Genomic DNA, 25,707 nt, shown 5'->3' on the forward strand with positions numbered 1-25,707 from the left:
GGTAACAGGGAAGGCGCGGGGTCAGTCCTGGGCGCGGCCGGTGGTCAGTCGGGCGATCATCAGGGCGAGCAGGATGATTCCGCCGTAGATGGCCTGGATCCAGAAGGACGGCACCTGGGCGAGCGTGAGCAGGTTCTGTACGACGCCGAGCAGCAGCACGCCGGTGAGGGCGCCGAACATGGTGCCCTTGCCGCCGTCGAGGCTGATGCCGCCGATGACCGCCGCCGCCATCACCGTGAAGATCATGTTGTTGCCCTGGTTGGCGCTGATGGCGCCCACGTAGCCGGTCTGCATGATCCCGCCGACGGAGGCGAGAACGCCCGCGACGACGGACACCCCGAGCACCACCCGGTCGACGCGGATACCGGCCGCACGGGCCGCCTCCGCATTGCCGCCGATCGCGTACAGGGCGCGGCCGATCCGGTGGTACTTGAGGATCAGCCCGGCGACACCGAAGGCGACCGCGGCCAGCCAGACCGACAGCGGGACGCGCAGGAAGGTGGTGGTGGCCAGCGAGAAGAACGCGTCGGGCATGCCGAACAGCGTCTTGCCCTTGGTGGCGCCGACCAGCAGCCCGCGCAGCACGATCAGCATGGCGAGGGTGACGATGAAGGCGTTGAGCTTGAACTTCACCACGAGGATGCCGTTGAAGGCGCCGATGACTCCGCCCACGACGAGGATCGCGAGGAGGGCGAGCGCGGCCGGCCATTCCGTGCCCCAGCCGGACTGCGCGGCGGGCAGCACCAGCAGCGCGCCCACGGCGGGCGCGATGCCGACGACCGACTCCAGCGACAGATCGATCTTGCCGGTGATCAGCACCAGCGCCTCGGCGAGGACCACCATCGCGAGTGCCGCCGAGGCGCCCAGGATGGAAATCAGGTTCCGCTCGGTGAGGAACGAGTCGTTGACGATCGCGCCGAGCACCAGAAGCACCAGCAGGGCCGGAACGAGGGCGAGTTCGCGAGCCCGCCGGAGCAGCACCGTCTTGGCGGCATGTGCGTCGGGCATGCGCACGGAGGTAGGTGTCGAGGCCGACGGGGCCTTCGTGTCAGCCATGGTCCACTCCTTCGATGGAGGCGATCAGCTCATGGTCGTGCCAGCCCGCCGGGTGCTCGGCGACGACACGGCCGTGGAAGAGGACGAGGACCCGGTCGCAGCGGCGCAGGTCGTCGAGTTCGTCGGAGACGACGAGCACGGCGGTGCCGTCCTCGCGGGCGCTGTCCATGCGGGAGAGCAGGGACTCCTTGGACTTCACGTCGACGCCCGCGGTGGGGTTGATGAGGACGAGAAGGCGCGGATCCGAGGCGAGGGCGCGCGCCATGACGACCTTCTGCGCATTGCCTCCGGACAGGTCGGAGACCGGCTGCTCGGGGCCCTCGGTGTGGATGTCGAGTCGTTCGATCAGCTCGGTGGCGAAGCCGCGTTTGCGGTCGGTGCCGATGAACCCGTAGCTGCCGAGCCGCTTCAGGACGCTCATGGTGGCGTTGTCGCCGATGCTCATCGCGGAGACGAGACCCTGGTCGTGCCGGTCGCGCGGAACACAGCCGACGCCCGCCTTGAGCGCGGCCTGCACATCGCCGAACGGGAGCCGCTCGCCGTCGAGTCGGGCGGTGCCGCCGGTCGGCGTGTGCAGTCCGGCGAAGGACTCGGCCAGCTCGATCTTGCCGCTGCCGCTGGAGCCGGCGAGACCGACGACCTCGCCGCGGCGGACGGTGAGGTCGATGCCGTCGTACGCGTCCGAGGTCAGTCCCTCGACGTCGAGCAGCACCGGCGCGTCCGCCGCCACGGACGTGCGTGTGGCCGCGTGTTCGGCGATCGACTCCCCCGCCATGGCCTCCACCAGCGCCGGGCGCGGGAGTTCGGCGACCGGCGCGGTGGTGATCCAGCGGGCATCGCGCAGGACCGTCACCGTCTGGCACACCTCGTACACCTCCTGGAGGTGGTGCGAGATGAACAGGAAGGTGACGCCGGACTCCTGAAGTGCGCGCATACGGGTGAAGAGCCGCTCGATCTCACGGTTGTCGAGCTGTGCGGTCGGCTCGTCGAGAACGATGAACCGGGCGCCGAAGCTCAACGCCCGGACGATCTCCACCATTTGCCGGTCCTCGACCTTGAGGTCGGCGGTCCGCGCGTCCGGGTCGACCCGCACATCCCAGGTCTCCAGGACCTCGGCCGCCTCGGACTTCAGCCGGCGCCAGCTGATGAAGCCGCCCCGGCCCACCGGCTGCCGGTTGATGAAGAGGTTCTCGGCGACCGTCAACTCCGGTACGACGGTGGGCTTCTGGTAGACACAGGCCACTTTGCGGCGCCAGGCGTCGCGGTCGCCGAGCGCGGGCGCGGGCTCGCCGTCGAAGCGGACCGTGCCCTCGTCGGGGGCCTGGAGGCCGGTGAGGAGGGTGACGAGGGTGGACTTGCCCGCGCCGTTGCGGCCGACGAGGGCGTGCGACTCGCCCGGCAGGACGGTGAGTCGGCCGTCTTGGAGGGCGACGGTGGGGCCGTACCGCTTGGCCACCCCCCGCGCCTCCACCAGTGGTGTACTCATTTGACCGTGTTGCCCCAGAGCTTGGAGTCGTCCACGTTGTCCTTCGTCACCAGCGGCGCGGGCAGCTGGTCCTCCAGGATGCCGCTGGGCAGCTTGACGATCTCGGAGTCGTGGTCGGTCGGGCCGGGCTTGAACGTCTTCCCCTGCATCGCGGCCTTGATGTAGTACATGCCGTACTTGGCGTAGGAGTCGGCGGGCTGCGAGACGGTGGCGTCGATCTCGCCCTTGCGGATGGCGTCGAACTCCTGCGGGATGCCGTCGTTCGAGACGATCGTGATGTGGCCCGCCTGGCCGGTCTTCTTGAGCATCCCCTTGGACTTGAGGGTCTGCAGGGTGGGCGCGAGATAGACGCCGCCCGCCTGCATGTAGATGCCCTTGATGTCGGGGTTGGCGTTCAGGAGGGTGTCCAGCTTGGAGGCCGCGGTGTCGGACTCCCACTTGGCGGGGATCTCCAGGACCTTCAGCTTCGGGTAGTTCTTCTTCACGCAGGTGCGGAAGGCCTCCGAGCGCTCTCGGCCGTTGACCGACGCCAGGTCGCCCATGATCTGCACGACCTTGCCGGAGCTGATCTGCTTGCCGAGGTACTCGCAGGCCTTCTCGCCGTAGGCGACGTTGTTGGCCCGTACGACCATGGCGACCTTGCCCTTCTCGGGCGCCACGTCGACGGCGACCACGGGCACGCCCTTGCGCTCGGCCTGGTCGAGGCCCGCGGCGATCGCGGCGCTGTCCAGGGGAGCCACTACGAGGCCCTTCACGCCCTGGTTGAGCTGGTTGTTGATGTCGGTGATCTGCTGCGACGGGTCACTGTTGGAGTTGACGGTCTTGAGCGCGTCCACGCCCTCGGACTTCGCCATCTTGGGCACGTAGTCGTTGTACGACTGCCAGAACGGCGAGGTCAGCAGGGGCAGGATCACCCCGACCTTGCCGGTGCCGCCGCCTCCGCCGCCGCCCGAGGCGACGGTGTCCTTGGTGCTGCCGCATGCCGTGAGCACGAGGGTCACGCAGGCGGCCGCAGCCGCCGCACGTACCGCCCGCGACGAGATTCGCGTGTTCCGCAGTGTTCTGCCGGCCATCTGACGGCTCCTCATCGAGCGTGATCGAGCAGGACGCGTGGCCGGAGGTCCCTCTTCCGACCGGGACGAATATTTATCAGACCACTTCCCCCTCACAACACCCTCCGACGCCAGATTTTCCTACTTCCAAGCCATAGTGGTCCGACCACTCCGGTCGTTAGACTGCGGCGCACCCGACAAACAGGAGGAAGTGGCGTGGACGAGCCGGCCCCGCAGAAGGGCACCGTGACGCAGCGCGCCATCGAGCGGATCAAGGCGATGATCCGCGAGGGCCGACTGGAGCCGGGCCAGCGGCTGCCGACCGAGCGAGATCTGGCGGCCCAGCTGGGGATCTCGCGCAGTTCGATGCGCGAGGCGATCCGTGCGCTCACGGTCCTCGGTGTGCTGGAGGCCCGGCACGGATCGGGCATCTACGTGACGCAGCTCGAAGCCGGCGACCTCCTTGAGACCTTCGGTGTCGTGGCCGATCTCTCGCGTGGCCAACGCCTGGTCGAACTGCTGGAGCTGCGCCGGATCCTGGAGTCGACGGCGACCGCGCTGGCCGCCGCGCGCATCACGCCCGACCAGCTCGCCGAGGTGGAGAAGCATCTGGCGGCGATGAACGCGACGGACGATCCGGAGCAGATCCTCGCGCACGACCTGGCCTTCCACCGCGAGATCGCGGCCGCCGCGGGCAACGACACGATGGCGGCCATCCTGGAGGGCCTGTCCTCACGCACCTTCCGGGCCCGCGTCTGGCGCGGCTACCAGGAGGAGGGCGCCTTCGAGCGCACACGGCGCGAGCACGCGGCGATCCACCGGGCGCTGGTCGCCCACGACCCGGAGGCAGCACGCGCGGCGGCGGCCGCGCATGTGGGTGAGGTGGAGGAGTGGCTGCGGACCCAGCTCCCGTAGGGGGCCGCCGCGACTCACGGCTCAGGGCTCGCGGTCGCTCCCGCCGTAGCGGGTCCGCAGCCACCCCACGCCCACGACTCGGCGTCACGCCCGCCGAAGCAAGCCCGCAGCCACCCACCGCCCAAGACTCGCCGTCACGCCCGCAGTAGCAGGTCCGCAGCCACCGGTGGCTCGGGGCTCACCGTAACCCCCGTCGCGGCGAGGCCCGCGGCGACTCATGCCGCCGCGGGCCCGGGGACCGTGCCGCGTCTCAGGCGCGCTTCAGCCTGAGCGTCACCAGCTCGAACGGGCGCAGCGGCACCGTGACCCGGTCCCCGTCCCGCCCCGGCGCCGCCGCCCCGGCGAGCGGCCGCTCCAGCAGGTCGGTCACCGTGACGGCCGCGACCTCGAAGCCCGCGGTGAGCGTGGCCCGGGTACGGCCGCCGTGGGACTCGTGGAAGCGGACGATCACGTCACCGCTGCCGTCGTCGGCGAGTTTGACCGCCGTCACGGCGACCGCGTCCTGGTCGAGGGTCACCAGCGGGGCGACCTCCCGGGAACCGGTCACCCGCCGTTCCGGCAGATTGATCCGCCACCCCTCGCGCACCGCGTCGCCGATCGCGGCGCCCGGCACCAGGGCGTGCCGGAAGCGGTGGACGCCCTGGTCGGTCTCGGGGTCGGGGAAGCGCGGGGCACGCAGCAGCGAGACACGCACGGTGGTCGTCGTACCGGAGTCGGTGTCGCGTACGGTCCGGGTGACGTCATGGCCGTACGTCGAGTCGTTGACCAGGGCGACGCCCCAGCCGGGCTCCTCGATGTGCACGAACCGGTGGTTGCACGCCTCGAACTTGGCCGCCTCCCATGACGTGTTGGTGTGCGTCGGCCGGTAGAAGTGGCCGAACTGGGTCTCGGACGCGTACCGGTCGGCGTGCACGTCGAGCGGGAAGGCGAGCTTCAGGAACTTCTCGGTCTCGTGCCAGTCCACCTCGGTGTCGATGCCGAGCCGTCGCTCGCCCGGCGCGAGCGACAGCACCTGGGTGACCCGCGACGCGCCGAAGGACCGTACGATCCGGACCGACACGCCGTCCTCACCAGGCACGACCTCGTCCGCGTCCACCAGATCGGTGACCGTGTTGCGGTAGAACTCGTCGACGTCCCAGGCGTCCCACATGTTCGGGAAGTCGGGGTGGATCTGCAGCAGGTTCGCGGCCTGTCCGGGGGCGATCGTCTCGCGGCCGGCGCCGAGGTCGTACGCCGAGACGACCAGCCCCCGCGGGTCGATCTCGATGCGCAGCAGGCCGTTGTCGAGGACGTAGCCGCCGTTCACGCGCGGGGCGAGCGCGGCTTCACCCTCGACGAGGGGCGTACCGGCACCGCCCGCGGGCACACCCTCCCGGCTGTGCGGCGCGGAGTTGAACAGCAGTGCCGTCGAGCCCTCGCCGGCCAGCGCTCGCTGGGCCGCGTCGATGATGCCGTCCAGTTCCTCGGCGACCTTCTCGTACGTCCGGCGCGCCTCCCGGTGCACCCAGGCGATGGACGACCCGGGCAGGATGTCGTGGAACTGGTGGAGCAGCACCGTCTTCCAGATGCGGTCCAACTCCTCGTAGGGATAGGGGAATCCGGTCCGTACGGTCGCGGTCGCCGCCCACAGTTCGGCCTCGCGCAGGAGGTGTTCGCTGCGGCGGTTGCCCTGCTTGGTCTTCGCCTGGCTGGTGAGCGTGGCGCGATGCAGCTCCAGGTACAACTCGCCGACCCACACAGGGGCGTTGGGGTATTCGGCCGCGGCCTTCTCGAAGAACTTCTCGGGGGTCTCCCACACCACGGTAGCGGAGCCTTCGAGGTCGCGGAGCCGGCCCGCCTTGGCGACCATCTCTCGCGTGGTGCCGCCGCCTCCGTCACCCCAGCCGGTCGGCGCGAGGGAGTGCCGGGCGACGCCCTTGTCCTTGAAGTTGCTCGCGGCGTGGGCGATTTCGCTGCCCTTCATGGAGCAGTTGTAGGTGTCGACGGGCGGGAAGTGCGTGAAGATACGGGTGCCGTCGATGCCCTCCCACTGGAAGGTGTGGTGCGGGAACTTGTTGGTCTGCGACCACGAGATCTTCTGCGTCAGCAGCCACTTGGAACCGGCCGCCTTGATGATCTGGGGCAGCCCGGCGGCGAAGCCGAAGGTGTCGGGCAGCCACGCCTCGTCGTTCTCGATGCCGAACTCGTCGAGGAAGAACCGCTTGCCGTGCACGAACTGACGGGCCATCGCCTCCGAGCCCGGCATGTTCGTGTCCGACTCGACCCACATGCCTCCCGCGGGCACGAACCGCCCGTCGGCCACCGCCTTCTTCACCCGTGCCCACACTTCGGGCCGGTGTTCCTTCACCCAGGCCCACTGCTGGGCCTGGGACATGGCGAAGACGAAGTCGGGCTCGTCCTCGATCAGGGCGGTCATGTTGGAGGTCGTACGCGCCACCTTGCGCACGGTCTCGCGCAGCGGCCACAGCCAGGCCGAGTCGATGTGCGCGTGTCCGACGGCGCTGATGCGGTGGGCGGAGGGGACGGCGGGCACGGACAGGACCTCCGCCAGCCGCGCGCGGGCCGCGGCCGCCGTGCCGCCCACGTCCTGGAGGTCCAGCGCGTCCAGGGCCCGCTCCACGGCCCGCAGGATGTCCCAGCGCCGTGCCGACTCCACCGCGAGCTCGGCCATCAGCTCGCCGAGGACCTCCAGATCGATGACGAGCTGCCACACGGTCTCGTCGAAGACCGCGAGGTCCATGCGTTCCAACCGGTACTGCGGCTCACTGCCCGCCGTCTCCTTGTCGCCCAACTGCGTGGGCAGGAAGGGGTGGTAGTCCAGGATGACCGGGTTGGAGGCCGCCTCGATGTGCAGCCGGACCTCCTCGCCGCCCTCGACCGGGGCGCCGATGCGCACCCACTGGTTGCGCGGGTTGAGGCCCTTCACCGGGGTGCCGTCGGGCCGGTAGACGAGCCCCTCGCACTGGAAGCCGGGCATGTTCTCGTCGAAGCCCAGGTCGAGGATCGCCTCGACGGTCTTCCCGGCCCAGCCTTCGGGGACGGTCCCGGTGACCCGGAACCAGCTGGTGCCCCACGGAGCGCCCCAGCGCGCGCCCACCGCGATCGGCTCCGGTGCGGCCGCGAGCCCTTCGGCGACCGGCACGGGCTCGCCGGGCGCGTGCCACACCGCCACGTCCAGCGGTACGGACTCGGGGTACACGGCGGGGCGTATGCGCTCGTCGAGGACGCGCTTGAGGCGGGCTTCGACCAGGGTGCGGTCGTCATGCATGAGAGTGCTCCGTGGGGTGAGGGTGCGAGCTACCAGGTGTGGGTGGTCGTGGCGGGCGTCGAAACGCTGAACAGCTCCCCCACCGCGCGCAGTTCGAATCGCGCGGCCGGCTCACCCTGCTCGGGGGCGAGACCACCGACGTAGAACGCGCGCTGGCAGGTGCCGCCGAGGAAGCGGCGTGTGCCGTCGGGCAGCGTCCGGTACAGCTCGTAGTGGCGTACGGGGCCGGGGGCGCCCTGCCACGCGAAGCGCAGGTTGCCTGCGTCGGCGTCGGTGATGCGCAGGTCGGTGGGCGCGGCGGGGGTCACCACCGCGTCCCGGACGGCGAGTCCGCCGAGGCGCCAGCGGACGGGCCCGGCGGTGGCGGTCAGCCGGACGCCGATCGCGCGCACGCTCCCCGACAGACCAGCGAGCCGGACGGTGGACGTCTTCCAGCCGTTGCCCGGGGTCGCGGTCACGGGGAAGTAGGTGTAGGGCGGCGCGCCACCCGCGGCGCTCGGCTCGGCAGTGGAGACGGCCAGCTCCAGGGACGCGCTGCCCGCATCCGTACGATGCGTCAGCTCGACCACCGTGTCCGCGCCGAGCGGCAGCCGCGTCGCGTACAGGTCCAGCGTGGTCGGCGCGTCGAGGGCGCCGTCGACCAGAAGGCTGCTGCCGCCGCGCCAGGCGTCGGCGAAGTCGAAGCCGACGGAGGGGCGCCCGCCGGTGGTGCGGACGACCCAGCGGCGGGACGGCAGCCGGTCCTGAAGGCCCAGATGGTTCCAGGCGGTGTCCGAGGTGACCTTGCCGTTCTCGTACCACTTCAGTCCGTGGCCCGTGTTGAAGGAGCTGGCGAAGGGCACGGCGGTGACCGTCGAACGGTCGGCGACGGAGACGGCGGGGGCGCGCCAAGAGGCCGTCGTGTCCGGCTTTGCGGGGTCGAGCGAGGCGCCGGTCCAGAACGTGTCGTCGGCGGCGTGGAAGTCGCCGGGTGTGCGGTTCGCGGGGAGGTGGTTGCGAGTCCACTCGGGCCGGTAGAACCCGATGGACGTGACGTGTGCCTTGGTGGTCGGCACGATGGCGTCCCAATTGACCGACGCGTTCGTGCCGTTGGCCTCCACGTCGACGCCCGCCCACAACGCGTAGCGGCTGCGCCCGAGTTGCTGGGCCGTCGTCCCGGAGGACGCCAGACTGCTCTTGGACCAGCGGAAGTCGATGAACATGGAGTCGGCGGCCTGGAAGAAGGTCTTGTTCTGGTTGTTCAGCGCTCCCTGCCAGCTCACCGATCCGTTCACGGTCATCGAGTCGTACCAAGTGACGCGCTGGCCCTTGGCCGTGCCCAGTGTCTTCAATTCGCGCAGGAAACCGAGCATGTCGGTGGCGAGAGCGGCGTTGCCGCCGCCGGTCTCGGCGTTGATGAACCAGCCGTCGAAGCCGTACGCGGCCGCGACGGCGACGAGCTGCGCGGCGAGCGGATAGTGGCCGGTGGAATCCTTCTGGACCAGGTCGCGGGTCCACTGGAGTTGGCCGCCGTAGGCGACGGGTGGCAGGAAGACATTGCCGAGGACGGGGACGCCGTGCCGGTGGGCCGCGTCCACGATCGGCGCGTTCGGCGCGAGGATCAGGCCCTCGCCGGACGAGCCGCCCCAGAAGACGAGCTCGTCGACGTATGCCCAGTGGGTGAGGGCGTAGTAGTCGGCGGTGGCCGCGCCCTGCGAGGGGTTGCTCGACGTGGGGCCGAAGGAGACCAGGGACTGGATGCGGGCCTGGCCGGAGCGGGCCGTGGTGTTCGCGGGGGTCGGAGTGAAGCGCGCGGATAGCGGCACGGACGCCGCGTTGAACGCCAGGTCCGTGTCGCTCTCGGCGCGCCAGGACTTCAGGCTGCGCCAGGTGATGCCCGTGCCCGGGGTGCCCGAGGGCAGCGAGTCGGGATACCAGTAGGAGGCGTACGGCTGCAGGTCGCGGGTGGCCGCGGCCGCCGTTCCCGACAGGCCGGGGACGAGCCCCGCGGCGACGCCGGCTCCGGCGAGCAGGACGGTGCGTCTGCTGAGGTTCACTGTGTGCTCCGTATCGTTGGGGGGACGGACTACGGTGCTTTCGGTGGTGCCTGCGGTCACTGGGTGACCTGATCAGGGGTGAGGACCTCGTCGATGCCCCGGGCCGCGAGGTGCTCCTTGTCGTCGGCGCGGTTCGCGAGAACGGTGGTGGGACGGACCCCGTCGGCGGTCAGCCGGGCGAAGGCCTCGAAGACCGGGCCACCGGGGGCACAGACGGAGCGGCCCGGTCCGGCGTCGACGACCAGCGCCGTGGTGCGCGTGGCGGGCGCGTGGGGCCGGCCCTCCTTGACGATCCGGGCGATCGCCTCCCCGGCGGGCTTGGTCCGCCGGTCGCTCGTCAGGAGGCCGAGGCTGTATTCGAGTTCGGGGAAGTCCGCGAGGTCACGGCTGACGTCGTGCGAGCACCACCAGGTCACGCCCCACACGTCGGGGCAGTCGAGGGCGTTCGCCACGGTCGCCTCCGTGAAGGCGGCCGCGTGCTCGGCCGGGATCAGGGGGGCGGGGGCGCCGACCTCCTGGAGCCAGACCGGGCGGTGCGGGTCGTCCGCCCAGGCCTTGGACAGCTCGATGAGGTACGCGGCGTGATGCTCGGTGGCGACGCCCGTACGACCGTGCCGCTGCGCCGTCCCGTTGAACACCCACGAGTGCACGGCAGTGACCGCGCCGAGCCGGGCCGAGTGCTCGGGCGTGAACGGCTGGTCGTCCTGGTACCAGGCGGCGTCGTACGAGGCGTGCAGATGCAGCTTGCCGGGGGCGCCCTCCTCGCAGGCGTCGAGCAGACGCCGAAGCCAGGCCCCCGCCTGCTCCGGGGTGATGCGGTCCGGGTCGGGGTGCGGCCCGGCGGCGAATTGATTGACCTCGTTCCCGATGGTCATGCCGATGAAGTTCGGCCGGTCGGCGAGCGCCGCGGCGAGGGTGCGCAGGTACGCGGCCTCCCCCTCGACCACCTCCGGATCGGTGAAGATGTTCCGCCGGTGCCAGGTCTGCGTCCACGCGGGCAGGAAGTCGAAGCTCGACAAGTGCCCTTGAAGGCCGTCCACGTTGACGTCGAGCCCGCGTTCGGCGGCCGCGTCGGCGAGTGCGACGAGTTGCTCGACGGCTCGCGGGCGGATCAGCGCACGGTTGGGCTGGAAGTAGGGCCACAGCGGGAAGACCCGGATGTGGTCGAGGCCGAGCGCGGCGATCGAGTCGAGATCGGCGCGCACGGCGTCGAGGTCGAAGTCGAGCCAGTGGTGGAACCACCCTTCACTGGGTGTGTAGTTGACGCCGAAGCGCACGGCAGGGGGCATGGGGGGTCCTTGCGAATCAGAAGTACGGGAGGGGTCAGCCCTTGACGGCGCCCTCGCCCACGCCGCGGAAGAAGTACCGCTGCAGACAGGCGAAGAGGGCGATCAGCGGCGCCACGGCGATGATCGTGCCCGCGGCGACGAGCCGTTCGTCGTTGGCGAAGGTGCCGTGCAGATAGTTGAGTCCGATGGTGAGAGTGAACTTCGACGGGTCGCTGAGCACGATCAGCGGCCACAGGAAGTCGTCCCAGGCACCCATGAAGGCGAAGATCGCGACCACGGCGAGCGTGCCCCTCACCGACGGCAGCGCGATCCGCAGGAACCGCTGCCAGGCGTTCGCCCCGTCGACGAAGGCGGCCTCCTCGATCTCGTAGGGGAGGTTGAGGAAGGCGTTGCGCATCAGCAGCACGTTCATGGCGCTGATGCAGGCGGGCAGCACGACACCGATCAGCGTGTTGTTCAGACCGAGTTCCCGCATGGTCGTGAACTGGGCGATGATGATGCTCTCGGCGGGCACGAGCATCGCCAGGATGAAGACGAGTGTCGCGATGCGTCGGCCTCGGTAGCGCAGCCGGGCCAGGGCGTAGCCCGCGAGCGCCGAACCGACGCAGTTCGTCACGACGTTGGCGGTGGCGACCCTCAATGAGTTGAAGGCGTAGTCCCAGACCGGAATGGTGTCCGCGACTCGCTGGTAATTGTGCAGAGTCGGCTCGCTCGGCAGAAACTTGGGCGGCGAGCTGAAGATGTCCTCGTGCGGCCCTTTGAGGGACGTCGACAGCTGCCACAGGAACGGTCCGACCGTCAGCGCCAGGACGGCGAGCAGCAACAGGTAGCGCAGGGCGACTTCCCAGGCGCGGATGCGGCGGCCGTGCTCATCGGCGATACGGGGATCCCGCGCGGCCACCGGATGCTCCACCGGTCGTGTCTTCTCGGCGACGCTCATGCCTCCTCCTTCCGGTCGGCGCGCAGCACCAGCAGCATCAGGACGACGGTGACGACGAAAACGACCACCGAGATGGCGGAGGCGTAGCCGACACGGCCGGTCAGACCGGTACCGGTGCGCTGGACGAGCATCACGAGGGTGGTGTCCTCTCCTGCCGGACCGCCGTCCGGGCCCGCCATCAGGTAGACCTCGGAGAACACCTTGAACGCGGAGACCGAGGAGAGCGCCCCGACCAGGACCATCGTGGAGCGCACGGCGGGCACGGTGACCGTGAAGAAGCGGCGCACCGCGCCGGCGCCGTCCACCATCGCGGCCTCGTGCAGCTCGCGCGGCACGTTCGCCAGCGCCGCCAGATAAATGATCATGTAGTAGCCGAGGCCCCGCCACACCGTGACGGCCATGGCGCTCAGCAGGAGCAGCCACTGGTCGCTGAGGAAGCCGACCCTGCCGACGCCGATCGTCTCCAACAGCGAGTTCACCAGGCCGCGTTCGTCCAGCAGCCACACCCAGATGAGCCCGACCACCACGATCGACGCGACGACCGGGGTGTAGAAGGCCGACCGGAAGAAGGTGATCCCGGGGATGTTCTTCTGCACCAGCAGGGCGAGCAGCAGCGGCAGCAGGACGAGCGCGGGGACGACCCCGAGGACGTACAGCGTGCTGTTGCGCAGCCCGATCCAGAACATGTCGTCGTGCAGCAGCTCACGGAAGTTGGCGAGGCCCACGAACTTGCCGGGGATCAGGGTCCGACGGTCGGTGAAGGCGTTGACCAGCGTGGAGACGAACGGGTACAGGATGAACACGCCGGTGATCACCAGTCCGGGCGCGGCGAACAGCCAGGGACTGGTGGGCAGATGGCGCCGCACCCGCAGGGGGCGCGGCGCCCGTGACGGACGCCGCGCCCTCGACGGACGCCGCACTTCGGCAGCGGTGGTGGAACTCGCCATGCCGTATCAGCCCTGCTGCTGGAGGAGCCGGTCGCAGGCCTTGACAGCGTTGTCAAGAGCCGCCTTGGGGCTTTCCTTGCCCTGCAGCGCCTTGGCGACCTCGTTGCGCAGCGCGGTCTTCATCTGCTCGCTGAACAGGACCGGCGTGTAATTGACCGCGTTCTTCAGGGACTTGGCGGCCGCGATCCGCACCCGCGTCTCGTCCGTCCCGTCCTCCTTGCTGAAGTACGGGTCGTCGAGCGATCCGGCGGTGCTCGGGAAGATCGCCACCTTCTTGGCGAACGACATCTGGTTCTGGGCGTCGGTGACGTAGTGCGCGAAGGCGACCGCGGCCGGCGTGCGCTTGGTGCGCGAGTTGACCATCACGCCCATCACGTACATGTTCACCTTGCCGGTGCTGGTGATCTGGTCCGTGATGCCGATGTTCTTGTACAGGTTCGGCGCCTGCTTCTTGAAGTTGCCGAGGTCCAGGGCACTGCCCGGGTTCATGGCGACGGCCTCGGTGAGGAACTTCTTGCCGGACGACTCCGGGGTCGCGGTCAGCGCCTGCGGGTCGAGCGCCTTGGCGTCGTACAACTCCTTGTACTTGGTGAGGAGTTCGACCCCCTTGGCGTCGTTGAAGGCGAAGCCGGTGCCCTCCTTGTTCATCAGCTCGACGCCGTAGCGGCCGAAGTCCTCGATGGTGGGCACGTTGGCGAGCGTGGCGACCTTGCCGTTGCTCTTCTTCGCCAACTGCAGGGCGTCGGCGAAGAGTTCGTCGTACGTCGTCGGCGGCTTGGAGGCGTCGAGTCCGGCTTCCTTGAAGAGGGACTTGTTGTAGAACAGCGGGCCGGTGTTGAGGTACCAGGGGAAGGCGTACGTCCCCGTCATGCCCGGGATCTGGTGGCTTGCCCAGGCACCGTCCAGGTACTCCTTCTTGTACTGCGCGGCCGCCTTGTCGAGGTCGAGCGCGAGGCCCGCCTTGGCCAGCGGCGCGACCAGGTCCGGGGAGACGTTGACGACATCCGGCAGGGTGCCGCCCGCCGCGTCCGCGCTGATCTTGTCGGCGTAGCCCTCGGCAGGTTGGTCGATCCACTTCACATGGGTGCCGGGGTACTTCTTCTCGAAGTCGGCGATCACGCCCTCGAAGTACGGCTTGAAGTTGGCCCTCAGGTTCCAGGTCTGGAAGGTGATGTCGCCCTCGACCTTGCCGGAGGCGTCCGTCGAGCCGCCGCCGTCGTCACCCGAGCCGCAGGCGCTCAGCGGCAGGACGAGGGCGACGGCGGCGGCGACAAGTGCTCTGCGGGGTATGGGCACGGTGACACGGCTCCCTTGCGGCGTCGGCGAGTGATGGCGCCAGCGACCTTGCCCGCCGCGCTCGCGGAAAGTCAATGGATTCGTTCCAGCTAATTAAATTCGCACAGCATTAGTGCAGGTCAAGGCCGTGTCCAAGGAGACTTGCAGATCACGACTAATGCGCTTTAGGGTGCCACCACTCAAGCGCATTAGTGCTCAGCTCGGAGAAAAGGGGAGCCAACATGCCAGCCAAGCGGTCTCCCGCGCGCCGGCCGACGATGAAGGACATCGCGCGGCGCGCCGGGGTCTCCCAGAGCGCGGTCTCCTTCGCGCTCAACGACCGGCCCGGAGTCTCCGAGGTCACCCGCGACCGGGTCCGCCGCGTCGCCGAGCAGCTGGGCTGGCGGCCGAGTACGGCGGCCCGCCAACTGTCCGGCGAGGGTGCGGCCACGGTCGGTCTGGTCGTCGCACGCCCCGCCGACACGCTGGGTGTGGACTCGTTCTTCCTCCAGCTGATCTCCGGCATCCAGGAAGTGCTGGCGGAACGTCACCTCGGCCTGCTCTTCCAGGTGGTCGAGGACGTGGACGCGGAGTGCGCGGTCTATCGGCGCTGGTGGGCCGAGCACCGTGTGGACGGCGTGATGGTCGTGGACCCGCGCGTCGACGATCCACGTCCGGATCTTCTCGACGAGCTGGGCCTGCCCGCCGTGGTGACCGGCGGTGCGCCGGACGCCCGGCATCCCGGGCTGTCCGTCGTCTGGGCGGACGACGCGGGCGCGATGGCCGCGGTCGTGGACGAGCTCCACGCGCTCGGCCATCACCGGATCGTACACATCGCGGGCCTGCCGGGCCTCGCCCACACCGAGCGCCGGATCCGCACCCTGCGCGCGGAGGCCGAGCGGCGGGGTCTGACCGAGGTGCGCTCGGTGCCGACCGACTACTCGGACGCGGAGGGTGCGGCCGTCACACGCCGCGTCCTGGAGAGCGGCACACCACCCACCGCGCTGGTCTACGACAACGACGTGATGGCCGTCGCCGGGGTCGCCGCCGCGACGGAACTGGGCTTCTCGGTGCCGGGCGATGTGTCCGTCGTGGCCTGGGAGGACTCCGCCCTGTGCCGCATGGTCAAGCCCTGGCTGTCGGCACTCTCCCGCGACACCGTGGAGTTCGGCCGCACGGCGGCACGGGAGCTGATCGCGCTGCTGGACGGCGGCCCGGCGCGGACGGTGCAGGTGCCGGTGCCGCGGTTGATCGAGCGGGACAGCACGGGGCCCTGCGGGGGCATGAGAACCCACGGGGTGGACGTCGCGGCGACGTCCACCCCTTGAGCTGCGGAGCAGCGGTCCTGGGGTGTCGCATTCGCCCCGTACTTCGCCTGCGCGTAGGCGAGGATCTGCGGGTACTTGGCGAAGTCGGAGCCGGGCATGTACTCGTCGGCGCCCATGCGCCATGAGGACGCCTTGAACACCTGCGCGTACGCGTCGATGAGGCTCGTGTAGTAGGCGAAGGCCTCCGGCTCGGTGATGTCGAGGCGGGCGGGCTGCTTGTTGCCGTCGGAGTCGGTCAGTTGCAGCTCCGGCCGGTTCTCGATCCAAAGGTCCATGTGGCCCGGGGAGTTGATCTCCGGGATGATCTCGACGTGGCACTTCTCGCCGAGGGCGACGAGTCGGCGTATCTCGTCCTTGGTGTATTGACTTGCCCGCCCTCCTGAAAGAGGGCGATTCCGGCCTGCTCGCTCGGTGCTGTGCCGCTACGCGGCACGGGCATCGGGCGGGCTTCCACGGCTTCCTGCTTCACCGCGTCGTGCCAGAACGGATTCTGGTCTTACCGGCGCTCCACGTCGTGCCGTCAGAGAGGACCGCGAAGTGAGTCAGCCCCAGGTCGATGCCGACCGAGGCGTCGCTGTCGGGCATCCGCTCCAGGTCGGTCGCTGGGTCGGTGTCGATGACGAAGGAGGCGAAGTACCTCCCGGCCGCGTCCTTGATCACGGTCACCGAGGACGGCACGGCGGGCAGGGTACGCGACCACATCACCCGCACCTCGCCGATCTTCGGCAGGTTCAGCCGTCCTGCCGACGTGATCGACCAGCGGGCGTTCGCGGTGAACCGGATCGACTGCCGGGCATCCTTGCGGGACTTGAACCGGGGCGCCCCCATCCCCGAACCCTTGCGCTCCCCCTGGAGGGAGGCGAAGAAGTTGCGGTACGCACTCTCCGCGTCCCGCAGGGACTGCTGGAGCACCACCGCCGACACCTCGCCCAGCCAGGCGCGTTCTGCTGTCCGCTTGGCCTGCGTGATCAGTCTCTTCGACAGTTCGGCCGCCTTCGGGAACGACCGGCCCGCCCTACGGGCGTCCTCGCGGGCGCGCACCGCGTCGTTGAAGACCACCCGCGCACCCGAACGCCCGGGCCAGCGCGATGCGTTGGCCCGGTTGCGGGTACAGGCGGAAACGGTACCGAAGCTGCATGCGGCGATCGTACGAATGAGCCCGGCCCGCCACCATCGGGAACATGTGAACGATCCGTCACCGTCCCGGACAGGCGTCATCCGACTCCACCGGGCCAGACACCGCGACGCTCCGCGCCGCCACCACCGGATTCGCTTCACCACCAGCCTGAAGGACTCCGTTGGCAATAGGACAGGGCGGGCATTCCGGCTCGCACTCCAGCTGGGAGTGGATCACTTGACCTGCGGGTCCGTGAGCCAAAGTGACCACCATGGCCAGCGATTCGTCCCTTTCCCAACGGAGTCCCGAAGACCGATGCACCGCGAATGAATCCCGGTCGCAGGCGCAGACGCCGACGCCGCGCTCCATGTACTGGGGGACTGCGGCCGTGCGTCCGCCGGGCAGGCGGTCCCCCCTGGGCGAGGAGCTGGAGTCCCGCGCGACGATGCGCGAACCCCGGTCGAAGATGTAACTTCCCTGCTCCGCACTCCAGTTGGCGAGGGACGGGACCGTGACGGGCGCGGACGGCTCCGTGTCTGCCGCCGCCGGGAGGGGCGCGGCGAACAGCAGCACAGCCGCCGCGACACCGATGAGCCGGGATCATCCCCTACGCGTGTCAGGCATGCCACTCCACCTTGAACACCCACACGTACCGGCCGGACCTGCGGGCCGCCTCCGGGACGTCGATCACCAGCGAGCCGTTGCTCACCGTCCAGGTCAGCGGCCGGTCGTGGCCCAGCATCGTGACCTTGTCCCCGCTGCGGATCGGCACCGGCGCCTCGACGGTCAGCTTGCTGCCGGGCGTGGTCAGCGAGTGGATGTAGAAGGCCTTGTTCTGCCGGACCGTGAACCGCAGGTCCTCGCCGAGCTGGGCCATGCGCGACCAGTACGTGGTGTCGTAGATCGCCTCGCCGTTGGTCTTCAGCCACCGGCCGGTCTCCCGCAGCCGGGTCTGCATGATCTCCGGGATCGTGCCGTCCGCGCGCGGACCGATGTCCAGCAGGAAGTTGCCGTTCTTCGACACGATGTCGACCAGGCTGCGGACGACTTCCTCGGCGGTCATGTACTCGGCGTCGGGCGTCGCCTGGTTGTAGCCGTAGCTGAACGGGTCGAGGCCCCGGCTGGACTCCCACTTCGCGACGACGGTGTTCTCGTACGTCGTGTACTCGGGGGTCGTGAAGTCGTGGAAGCCGATGCCGGAGCGGTTGTTGACGGTCACCTCGTACGGCATCGGCCGGTTCTTGCCGTGGTTGAAGTACTCGGCGAGCACATGAACGCTGTCGTTCGCCCCGCCGATGTCGCACCACAGGACGGACGGGTCGTAGCCGTGGATCAGCTCCAGCATCTGCGGGGCCTGGTAGTCCTTCACATAGTCCTTGCCCGCGGTGTATCCGGTGTACGGAACCGGCGCCAGGGTGTACGGATTGCGCGGCGCGTGGCCCATCCACGGGTTGTCCGGGTTGAACCACTCGGGCATGGAGAAGTACAGCCCGCGGTGCAGCTCGGGCGTGAACTGCTTGGAGGCGTCGAAGAGTTCACGGATCAGGTCCCGCTTCGGGCCCATCTTCACGGCGTTGCGATCGGCGACCTTGGTGTCCCACAGGGCGAAACCCTCGTGGTGTTTCGAGGTCAGGACGTGGTACTGGGCACCCGCGTCCCGGAACAGCTCCACCCACGCCCGCGGGTCGAACCTCTTCGCCGTGAACATCGGGATGAAGTCGTCGTAGGCGAAGGCCTCCCCGTACTTCTCCCGGTGGTACGCGTACACCGCGTTGTCCGGGCTCTGCATGTGGTTCCAGTACCACTCGGCGTACTGCTTGCCGACCGGGGACCAGGCGGGCACGGAGTAGACGCCCCAGTGGATGAAGATGCCGAACTTGGCGCGCTGGAACCAGTAGGGCGCCTGGTGACCGGAGAGGGACTCCTCGGTCGGCCGGTAGTCGGGGATCCCCAGGGTCAGCTTGCGGCTGCTGGAGGTGACGTGCCCGCCGCGTCCGCTGACGACCACCTTGCCGTCCTGTGCGGTGCCGGGTGCCGTGCCGACGCGGTTGCGGATGCCGATACGGACGCGGGCCTGCTCGCCCGGGTCGAGGCGGGTCACCGGCGCGGGCTCGACGGTGCGGGCGCCCGGCACGTCCACGCCGACCGACACACGGTCACCGGCGAGGACGGCGACCGTGCCCGCGTTGACGACCGTGGCCTCGACGCCCTGGGCGCCGCTCGACTCCAACAGGGAGAAGGTCGAGTGCGCGTCCCGCAGGGCCAGCGCACGTCCCTGGGCGGCCGGTTGCAGGGACAGGGCGAAGACGTGCAGGGACGTCTTGTTCTCCTCGGCCGGGTTGACGACCGGCAGGGTGAAGGCGACCGCGTCCCGCCGCGGGTCGATCCAGACCTCCGCCGTGCCGATACCGACGCTGTGCTCGTCCTTGGTGCCGTCCGGCTTGTAGCGGTACGTGGCCGAGAGCGAGCCGCCCGCCGAGTACCAGTCCGCGCCGCCCAGCCCGGCACTGGTGGTCGAGCCGTCGGCGTAGTGGACCGTGGCCTTGCCGGAAGCGTTGCCGTAGCTGCCCGCCGTGAGGAAGAGGGCCGACAGGTAACGGCCCTTGGGCAGATCGATGCGCTGCCCCATGGCCACCACGTTGTTCTTGGCGCCCGCGGCGGACGACGGGAAGAGGAAGGAGATCCCGTCGACCTCCACTTGTCCGGCGGGGAGTTCCTCGCCCGGGAACGTGTAGCCCGAGCCGTCGAAGTTCCCGCCGCGCGCCGCGGCGGTGTCGATGCCGTCGTTGTCGAGGTAGGCGTCGAGCGGCACGGCTATCGGGTCGGGGACGGGCACCCACGGGCCCTGCTGCTCTGCGGCGGTGCCGGCCCGCACTGCGGACGCGGTCCCTGCCCGCGCTCCGGCTGCCGCCCCGGCCCGCGTTTCGGCCGGGGCGGCGAGGGGAAGAGTGGCCGCGACGGCGGCTCCGGCCGCGGCTCCCAGTACCTGTCGTCTTGGACGCATACTCATGAGCGGCTCCCATTCATCGGAGGTCTGATGATTGAGCGGCCGCGAAACGCTGTCAATGGGGCCTGCAGTCAAAGAAGTTGAGCCAGTGATCGGATGATCTCTCGCTCTGGGGAGATACCGGACAGCCCTCACACGAAAGTCCAAGAGGACCGCACCGAATGTCCGAGCAGGCGAGCTCTCGACGCGGCACCCCACCCCCGGGCAGAGTGCTCCTCGTACTACTCGCGAGTACGACCACGAGGACCACCGAGTACGACAAGGAGCGCCCGTGACCACCTGGGTCGGCCGGACCGCCGTCGAGATCGCCGCAGCCGTACGTGCGAAGCGGGCCACGCCCCGCGAAGTGGTGGCCGAACACCTCGAGCGGATCGAGCGGCTCGACAGCCGCGTCGGCGCCTTCCGCACCCTGCGGGCGAAGGCGGCCCTCGCCGAGGCCGACGAGCTGGCCACGAGGAATCTCGACGAACTTCCCCTCGCGGGCGTGCCCGTGGCGGTCAAGGACAACCTGCCGGTGCGCGGCGAGTCGAACCGCAACGGCTCCGCCGCGACCCCGGACACGCCCGCCGACCACGACCACGTGACCGTGGCCCGGCTGCGTGCGGCGGGCGCCGTCGTCGTGGGCCTCACCAATGTGCCCGAGCTCTGTGTCTTCGGCACCACGGACGGCGTGCACGGCACCGCCCGCAACCCGTGGGACCTGACCCGCACGGCCGGCGGTTCGTCGGGCGGCAGCGCGGCCGCGGTCGCCGCCGGAATGGTGCCGATCGCGCTCGGCAACGACGGGATGGGCTCACTGCGCATCCCGGCCGCCAACTGCGGTCTCGTCACCCTGAAGCCGGGCCACGGCGTGGTGCCCGCCGGGATCGGTCACGGCGACTGGTTCGGCATGTCGGAGAACGGTCCGCTGGCGACCACGGTCGAGGACGCGCGGCTGATGTTCTCGGTCCTCGCGGACGCCGAGGTGATACGCCCCTCGGAGACCGTCACCCGGAAGGTCGCCCTCTCCGTGCGCAGCCCGCTGGCCGGCGTGAGCGTCAGCCGTCCGTATACGGCCGCCGCCCGGGCAGCGGCCGCGCTGCTGGCCGGGGCGGGCCATCAGGTGCGGCCCGCCGAGCCGCCGTACCCGCTCTGGCTGAGCACGACCTCGCTCGCGCACTGGACGGCGGGCACGGCGGTGGACGCCGAGGACCTCGATCCGCGCCGGCTCACTCGGCGCACCCGGGTGCACGCCGCCGTCGGTCGCCGTTTCCTGGCCGGCGTCCGCAAGGGTGAGCGCCGCGAGCAGCTGCGGGGGCGCCTGGAGCCGTTCTTCGAGGAGCACGACATGCTCCTCACCCCGGCGCTCGCCCGCCGCGGGCCCGCCGCCACGGCCTGGCACGAGCGGGGTTGGCTGCGCAACCTGGTCGTCAACACGAACTACTCGCCACTGACTCCGCCGTGGAACCTGACTGGCTGGCCCGCGATGTCGGTGCCGTTCGGGACCCTGCCGAACGGCGCCCCGTGCGCCGTACAGCTCGTCGGCCGTCCGGGAACCGAATCGGCTCTCCTGGAAGTGGCGGGACAGCTGGAGGAGCTGCGCCCCTGGCGACGTACGGCACCGCTCGACCAGTGAACGGCCTCGCTGGAGGAGAGAGCCGGGCAGGGAGTCTCGCTCGTCCCGGTCAGAGCGCCCGGTACATGATGTGCAACCCCACCAGCCCGTGCCGCGGGTGCTCGTACGCCGCCGGCACGGTAGCCAGGATGGTGAAGCCGAGCGAAGTCCACAGCGTGACGGCCGGGTTGGTCTCCACGACGGCGTTGAACACCATGCCCCGATAGCCGTCGGCCTTCGCCACGGCGAGGATGTGTTCGGCCAGTGCACGGCCGATGCCCTGTCCGGACCGCTCCGGGTCGACCATGAATCCGGCGTTGGCGATCCGGGCGGCGGGACCGCCGTAGTTCGGGGTGACGTAGGCGGAGCCGACGATCGCTCCGGTGTCGTCCTCGGCGACGTACACCTGCTTTCCCGGGCCCGTCCACAGGGCGCGGGCGGCCTCCTCGGAGGTGTCCGGGTCCCAGGCGTAGGTCTCGCCGGCGGCGACGATCCGGTGCCAGAAAGGCCAGATCCGCGGCCAGTCGTCGGTCTCGGCTTCTCTGATCAGCATGGGCGCGATTCTCACACGCCCATGCCGTCAGCGATCGCGATGGGTCCTACCGGGGGTCGATCGCGATGGTTCCTGCTCGGTCAGTCGACGCTGGGCAGGATGTGGGGCTCGGCGAGGTCGTCCTCGTAGCCCGCGAGACGGATCGGGGCGGACCTGGCCCACACGTCCAGGCTGCCGAGCTCCTTCTCGGGCCCACGGCCCGCACGCTCCGTGCGTTCCTTGGGGCGCTGATCGCGATTCGTCTTCTCCGGTGTCACCGCGCACTCCTTATGTGTCGGGTCACCCTCGGGACGTACAGGGCCGGTGCGCTCCGGTCGCCTGACGCCCGCTCGGGTCTGAGTCGAAGGCAGTGAGAGGACGCGGTGGCGCCGGTAACTCGTATGAGAGCAGGCCGTGGTGACCGGCATGTCCCGGGACGGACCGTGGGTGTGGGTGGAACCCAGAAAAGCTGTCCGTCTGGTACAGGGTAACCAAATGAGCGGGTGCCCGCTCGATGGGGCTGAAAACAAGAGGTTACTGTCTCGAGTCGCCCAGCGCCCATCAGGCCCCGATCTGCGGCGATTTGAAACACGATGCCCTGTTCGACGCCGCCCATTCGGCTCAATACCGACCGTGGGCAGGGTCACTGAACCGTCCACGGGTCATGCCTGATCCCACCGACCGGGAGAGAGTCGAACCGATGCACGCGATCCTGCACGCACTGTCCCTCACAGGATCGATGACCTGGGAGATCACCTGGGCGCTGATCCTCGGCTTCGGCCTGTCCGCCGTGGTCCAGGCGGTGGTGCGGCGGACGACGGTGGTCCGGCTGCTCGGCGACGACCACCCCCGGACACTCGCGCTCGCCGCCGGGTTCGGAGCGGCGTCCTCGTCCTGCTCGTACGCGGCCGTCGCGCTCGCGCGCTCACTGTTCCGCAAGGGCGCGGACTTCACGGCGGCGATGGCCTTCGAGATCGCCTCGACCAACCTGGTGGTCGAACTCGGCGTGATCCTTGCCCTGTTGATGGGCTGGCAGTTCACGCTCGCGGAATTCGTCGGCGGACCGGCCATGATCGTGCTGCTGGCCTTGCTGTTCCGGCTCCTTCTGCGCGAGCGGCTGCTGCGGCAGGCCCGGGAGCAGGCGGAGCGCGGCGTCGCCGGGTCCATGGAGGGGCATGCGGCCATGGACATGTCAATCCAGGCGAAAGGGCCGTTCCTGCGGCGGCTGCTCTCCGGCGACGGCTTCACCTCGGTCTCGCACGTCTTCGTCATGGAGTGGGCGGCGATCCTGCGCGACCTGGTGATCGGTCTGCTGATCGCGGGCGCGATCGCGGCCTGGGTGCCCGACGCGTTCTGGGGCTCACTCTTCCTGGACGGCCATCCCCTCGCCGCGAAGCTGGTCGGCCCGCTCGTCGGACCACTGGTGGCGATCGCCTCGTTCGTCTGTTCCATCGGGAACGTGCCGCTGGCCGTGGTCCTCTGGAAGGGCGGCATCAGCTTCGGCGGCGTGGTCGCGTTCATCTTCGCGGACCTGCTGATCCTGCCGATCCTCAACATCTACCGGAAGTACTACGGGCCACGCATGACCGTCTTCCTGCTGGTCACCTTCTACGCGGCCATCGTGCTCGCCGGATACCTCGTGGAGTTCGTCTTCGGCGGCCTCGGGCTCATCCCCGACCAGGCCGACGCGCAGATCCCCATGGAGGGCGTCTCCTGGAACTACACGACCTGGCTGAACATCGCCTTCCTGCTGGTGGCGGCCGCTCTGGTGGGGCGATTCCTGCGTACGGGAGGGCCGGCCATGCTGCGGATGATGGGCGGGGCGCCGGAACCGGCGGACCAGCACCACCGGCACTGAACACGGGTGTGCAGTTCAGGTCCCGTTGGCCGATTCGCAAGGCGGCCATGATCTGCTGACGCCCGGCAACGGCTTTTCTCGCGGGAGGACTGACGTATGGAGCTGCGCAGCGTCGAGGAGCTGATGGATCTGCTGCACGCCTGCCGGGGAGCCTGGGACGCCCCAAACCTCCCCCACTCTCGGCTTCGCTCGAGCGGGGGGACCCCCATGGGCGGCCCGGTCGATCTGCACGATCATGCACTGCAGACCGCCGCGCTACTGCGCCGCGGGCACCCCAGCGACAAGGAACTCCAGGTGGCGGGCCTGGTGCACGACATAGGACATCTGCTCAGGCCGGGCGACGACGCGGGACACGCTGACCACGCGGCCGATGCGGTACGTCCCCTGCTCGGCGAACGGGTCTCCCGCCTCGTACGGCTGCACGTGGCGGCGGAGCGCTATCTGGCGACCACGTCGCCGGGCCGCGGGCTGTCCCCGCAGAGCGCGCTGACCCTGACCGTGCAGGGCGGCGCCATGACACCGCGGGAGGCGGCCGCGTTCGAGCACGATCCGCTCTCGGAGGACGCCGTGACACTGCGGCAGGCCGACGACGCGGGCAAGGTCGTCGGCCTGGACGCCGGGATCATGGAGGACTGGCGCACGGTGCTGGAGCTGGTGGCGGCGCAGCACTCACGGCTGGGGGCTTGACCGGCTGCATGCACGGCGCCGAGGAAACCGGCTGTCATGGCGCCGAGGACACCGCATACAGGGCGCCGGCTTTACAGCCGGAGCTGTGGGCATGCACGACCGAGGGCTGTCGGCTGACGGTCCGTCATGAGACCGTACGCGGATGACGTCGCCGTACGGGCTCGAAGGCAGGGCCGCCATCGTCACCGGGGCCTCGCGCGGGATCGGCCTCGCCGTCGCGGCCGCACTCACCGAGGCCGGAGCGCGCGTGTGCGTGACCGCTCGGGATCCCGACGAGGTGGCCCGGACCGCGCAGCGGCTCGGCGGCGTCGGACTCGCCGGCTCGGTCGCCGACCCCGCGCATCTGTGGGAGCTGACCCAGCTGGCCCTGCGGGAGCTCGGACGCATCGACGTCGTGGTGAACAACGCGGCGACCAACCAGCCGTACGGCCCGCTCATGGACGCCGACCCGGACCGCTGGCGCGAGGCGTTCACGATCAACGTCGAGGCACCGCTGCGGCTGGTGCAGTGCGCGTGGCGGGCGTGGATGAGCGAGCACGGCGGCGCGGTGGTGAACGTCTGCACGGAAGGCGCCGGACATGTCGGGCCGCAGGTGGGCGCGTACGGCACCAGCAAGGCCGCCCTGCTGCACCTGACCCAGCAGCTCGCGGGTGAGCTGGCCCCGAAGGTGCGGGTCAACTCCGTCTCCCCCGGCCTGGTCCGCACCGAGATGGCCCGCTTCGTGTGGGAGCACTCCGAGGACGAACTGGGCGCCGGCCTGCCTCTGGGCCGCATCGGGCGGCCCGAGGACATCGCCCGGGCCGTGACGTGGCTGGCCTCGGACGCGGCCGAGTGGATCACCGGCGCCGATCTGCTGGTCGACGGGGGGACCCGGGTCAGAGCCGCGCACGCCGCCGCACGCGGCCACGCCGTACACGAGCGGCTACGGACACGGGCTCCGGACGACAGGCCCTAGGTCCTGTCGTCAAATTCCCGTCGTCCGCCCGGAGGGCGGGCCCTGCGGCGTCAGGTGCGTGCTCTCGGCGTGCCGGGCGCAGGCCCTCGTACTGGATGTACTTGGGTCTGTGCCCGGTGCGGCGAGAGTGCGTGCATGGCGTCGCGGGGCAGACGGGAATGTGACGACAGGGCCTAGGGGCCCCGTCGGCTCCGCCGGACGACATCCAGGAGCCTCGACTCAGCAGGACAAAGACCGCGACCGCGGGTTGAATGGTCACCATGAGTGTTCGGCGGCAGGCGTGCGACTACAGCGAGCCACCGGAAGGGCGGCGCTGACGGCGGCCGTGGTGGTCTCCGCGCGCTCCACGGGCCACGCGGTCCGGA

Annotated in this window: 18 protein-coding genes and 2 pseudogenes; 6 read left to right on the plus strand and 14 right to left on the minus strand. The window is 69.9% G+C overall.

Going from position 1 to position 25,707, the window contains the following annotated elements; all coding sequences use genetic code 11:
* Positions 1–21 precede the first annotated feature (21 nt).
* The 3 genes from IEY95_RS10455 to IEY95_RS10465 are packed head-to-tail and all read right to left on the minus strand — an operon-like array spanning position 22 to position 3,615.
* Positions 22–1,056 (minus strand): ABC transporter permease, encoded by a 1,035-nt coding sequence (locus IEY95_RS10455; protein WP_189185656.1) that lies wholly within the window; start codon positions 1,054–1,056, stop codon positions 22–24.
* The gene (locus tag IEY95_RS10460; protein WP_189185657.1) at positions 1,049–2,542 is read right to left on the minus strand and encodes a sugar ABC transporter ATP-binding protein; all 1,494 of its coding nucleotides are present in this window, start codon (positions 2,540–2,542) and stop codon (positions 1,049–1,051) included. Before IEY95_RS10460 ends, IEY95_RS10455 begins: the two co-directional genes overlap by 8 nt.
* Positions 2,539–3,615 (minus strand): sugar ABC transporter substrate-binding protein, encoded by a 1,077-nt coding sequence (locus IEY95_RS10465; protein WP_189185658.1) that lies wholly within the window; start codon positions 3,613–3,615, stop codon positions 2,539–2,541. Before IEY95_RS10465 ends, IEY95_RS10460 begins: the two co-directional genes overlap by 4 nt.
* A 195-nt stretch (positions 3,616–3,810) precedes the next feature.
* Between IEY95_RS10465 and IEY95_RS10470 the strand changes: the two genes are divergently transcribed.
* Positions 3,811–4,509 carry a FadR/GntR family transcriptional regulator gene (locus IEY95_RS10470; protein ID WP_189185659.1) on the plus strand — a complete coding sequence of 233 codons (699 nt, stop codon included), beginning with the start codon at positions 3,811–3,813 and terminating at the stop codon, positions 4,507–4,509.
* 250 nt (positions 4,510–4,759) lie between these two features.
* Here the strand turns inward: IEY95_RS10470 and IEY95_RS10475 are convergent, their stop codons facing one another.
* Genes IEY95_RS10475 through IEY95_RS10500 form a run of 6 tightly spaced genes read right to left on the minus strand, consistent with a single transcriptional unit; the run spans position 4,760 to position 14,285 of the window.
* On the minus strand, positions 4,760–7,777 hold the full coding sequence (locus IEY95_RS10475; protein ID WP_189185660.1) for an alpha-mannosidase: 3,018 nt from the start codon (positions 7,775–7,777) through the stop codon (positions 4,760–4,762).
* 29 nt (positions 7,778–7,806) lie between these two features.
* The gene (locus tag IEY95_RS10480) at positions 7,807–9,813 is read right to left on the minus strand and encodes an endo-beta-N-acetylglucosaminidase (protein WP_189185661.1); all 2,007 of its coding nucleotides are present in this window, start codon (positions 9,811–9,813) and stop codon (positions 7,807–7,809) included.
* A gap of 56 nt (positions 9,814–9,869) precedes the next feature.
* Positions 9,870–11,102, minus strand: coding sequence for a glycoside hydrolase 5 family protein (locus tag IEY95_RS10485; protein ID WP_189185662.1), 1,233 nt, complete (start codon positions 11,100–11,102; stop codon positions 9,870–9,872).
* 34 nt (positions 11,103–11,136) lie between these two features.
* Positions 11,137–12,042, minus strand: coding sequence for a carbohydrate ABC transporter permease (locus IEY95_RS10490; RefSeq protein WP_189185663.1), 906 nt, complete (start codon positions 12,040–12,042; stop codon positions 11,137–11,139).
* The gene (locus IEY95_RS10495) at positions 12,039–12,989 is read right to left on the minus strand and encodes a carbohydrate ABC transporter permease (protein ID WP_189185664.1); all 951 of its coding nucleotides are present in this window, start codon (positions 12,987–12,989) and stop codon (positions 12,039–12,041) included. The genes IEY95_RS10490 and IEY95_RS10495 overlap by 4 nt, the downstream gene beginning before the upstream one ends.
* A 6-nt stretch (positions 12,990–12,995) precedes the next feature.
* Positions 12,996–14,285 carry an ABC transporter substrate-binding protein gene (locus IEY95_RS10500; protein WP_189185665.1) on the minus strand — a complete coding sequence of 430 codons (1,290 nt, stop codon included), beginning with the start codon at positions 14,283–14,285 and terminating at the stop codon, positions 12,996–12,998.
* A 221-nt stretch (positions 14,286–14,506) separates the two neighbouring features.
* Between IEY95_RS10500 and IEY95_RS10505 the strand changes: the two genes are divergently transcribed.
* The gene (locus tag IEY95_RS10505) at positions 14,507–15,592 is read left to right on the plus strand and encodes a LacI family DNA-binding transcriptional regulator (RefSeq protein ID WP_189185666.1); all 1,086 of its coding nucleotides are present in this window, start codon (positions 14,507–14,509) and stop codon (positions 15,590–15,592) included.
* Positions 15,593–15,606: 14 nt separating this feature from the next.
* Here the strand turns inward: IEY95_RS10505 and IEY95_RS10510 are convergent.
* From IEY95_RS10510 to IEY95_RS10520, 3 genes and pseudogenes are all read right to left on the minus strand, one after another.
* Positions 15,607–15,954, minus strand: a pseudogene (locus tag IEY95_RS10510) (family 20 glycosylhydrolase); the annotation flags it as partial.
* 151 nt (positions 15,955–16,105) lie between these two features.
* A pseudogene (locus tag IEY95_RS10515) lies at positions 16,106–16,730 on the minus strand (RNA-guided endonuclease InsQ/TnpB family protein); the annotation flags it as partial.
* Between the two features lie 595 nt (positions 16,731–17,325).
* Positions 17,326–19,719, minus strand: a complete 2,394-nt coding sequence (locus tag IEY95_RS10520; RefSeq protein WP_189185667.1) for an alpha-L-fucosidase — start codon at positions 19,717–19,719, stop codon at positions 17,326–17,328.
* Positions 19,720–19,987: 268 nt separating this feature from the next.
* On the opposite strand from IEY95_RS10520, the gene IEY95_RS10525 reads away from it, so the two are divergent.
* Entirely contained in the window at positions 19,988–21,331 is a 1,344-nt protein-coding gene (locus tag IEY95_RS10525; protein ID WP_189185668.1) for an amidase, read from the plus strand.
* Positions 21,332–21,380: 49 nt separating this feature from the next.
* Here IEY95_RS10525 and IEY95_RS10530 read toward each other — a convergent pair whose 3' ends face one another.
* Both IEY95_RS10530 and IEY95_RS10535 read right to left on the minus strand, forming a co-directional pair.
* Positions 21,381–21,863 (minus strand): GNAT family N-acetyltransferase, encoded by a 483-nt coding sequence (locus tag IEY95_RS10530; RefSeq protein WP_189185669.1) that lies wholly within the window; start codon positions 21,861–21,863, stop codon positions 21,381–21,383.
* 80 nt (positions 21,864–21,943) lie between these two features.
* Complete coding sequence (locus tag IEY95_RS10535; protein ID WP_189185670.1) at positions 21,944–22,120, minus strand: hypothetical protein; 177 nt, start codon at positions 22,118–22,120, stop codon at positions 21,944–21,946.
* Positions 22,121–22,542: 422 nt separating this feature from the next.
* On the opposite strand from IEY95_RS10535, the gene IEY95_RS10540 reads away from it, so the two are divergent.
* The 3 genes from IEY95_RS10540 to IEY95_RS10550 all read left to right on the plus strand — a co-directional run bounded on the left by IEY95_RS10540 (position 22,543) and on the right by IEY95_RS10550 (position 25,342).
* Complete coding sequence (locus IEY95_RS10540; protein ID WP_189186004.1) at positions 22,543–23,700, plus strand: permease; 1,158 nt, start codon at positions 22,543–22,545, stop codon at positions 23,698–23,700.
* Between the two features lie 96 nt (positions 23,701–23,796).
* Positions 23,797–24,387 carry an HD domain-containing protein gene (locus IEY95_RS10545; RefSeq protein WP_189185671.1) on the plus strand — a complete coding sequence of 197 codons (591 nt, stop codon included), beginning with the start codon at positions 23,797–23,799 and terminating at the stop codon, positions 24,385–24,387.
* Positions 24,388–24,529: 142 nt separating this feature from the next.
* Positions 24,530–25,342: an SDR family oxidoreductase gene (locus IEY95_RS10550; RefSeq protein WP_189185672.1), complete on the plus strand. Its 813-nt coding sequence runs from the start codon at positions 24,530–24,532 to the stop codon at positions 25,340–25,342.
* Positions 25,343–25,707: the final 365 nt, after the last annotated feature.

This window comes from Streptomyces albiflavescens, from assembly GCF_014645835.1.
Classification (GTDB): domain Bacteria; phylum Actinomycetota; class Actinomycetes; order Streptomycetales; family Streptomycetaceae; genus Streptomyces; species Streptomyces albiflavescens.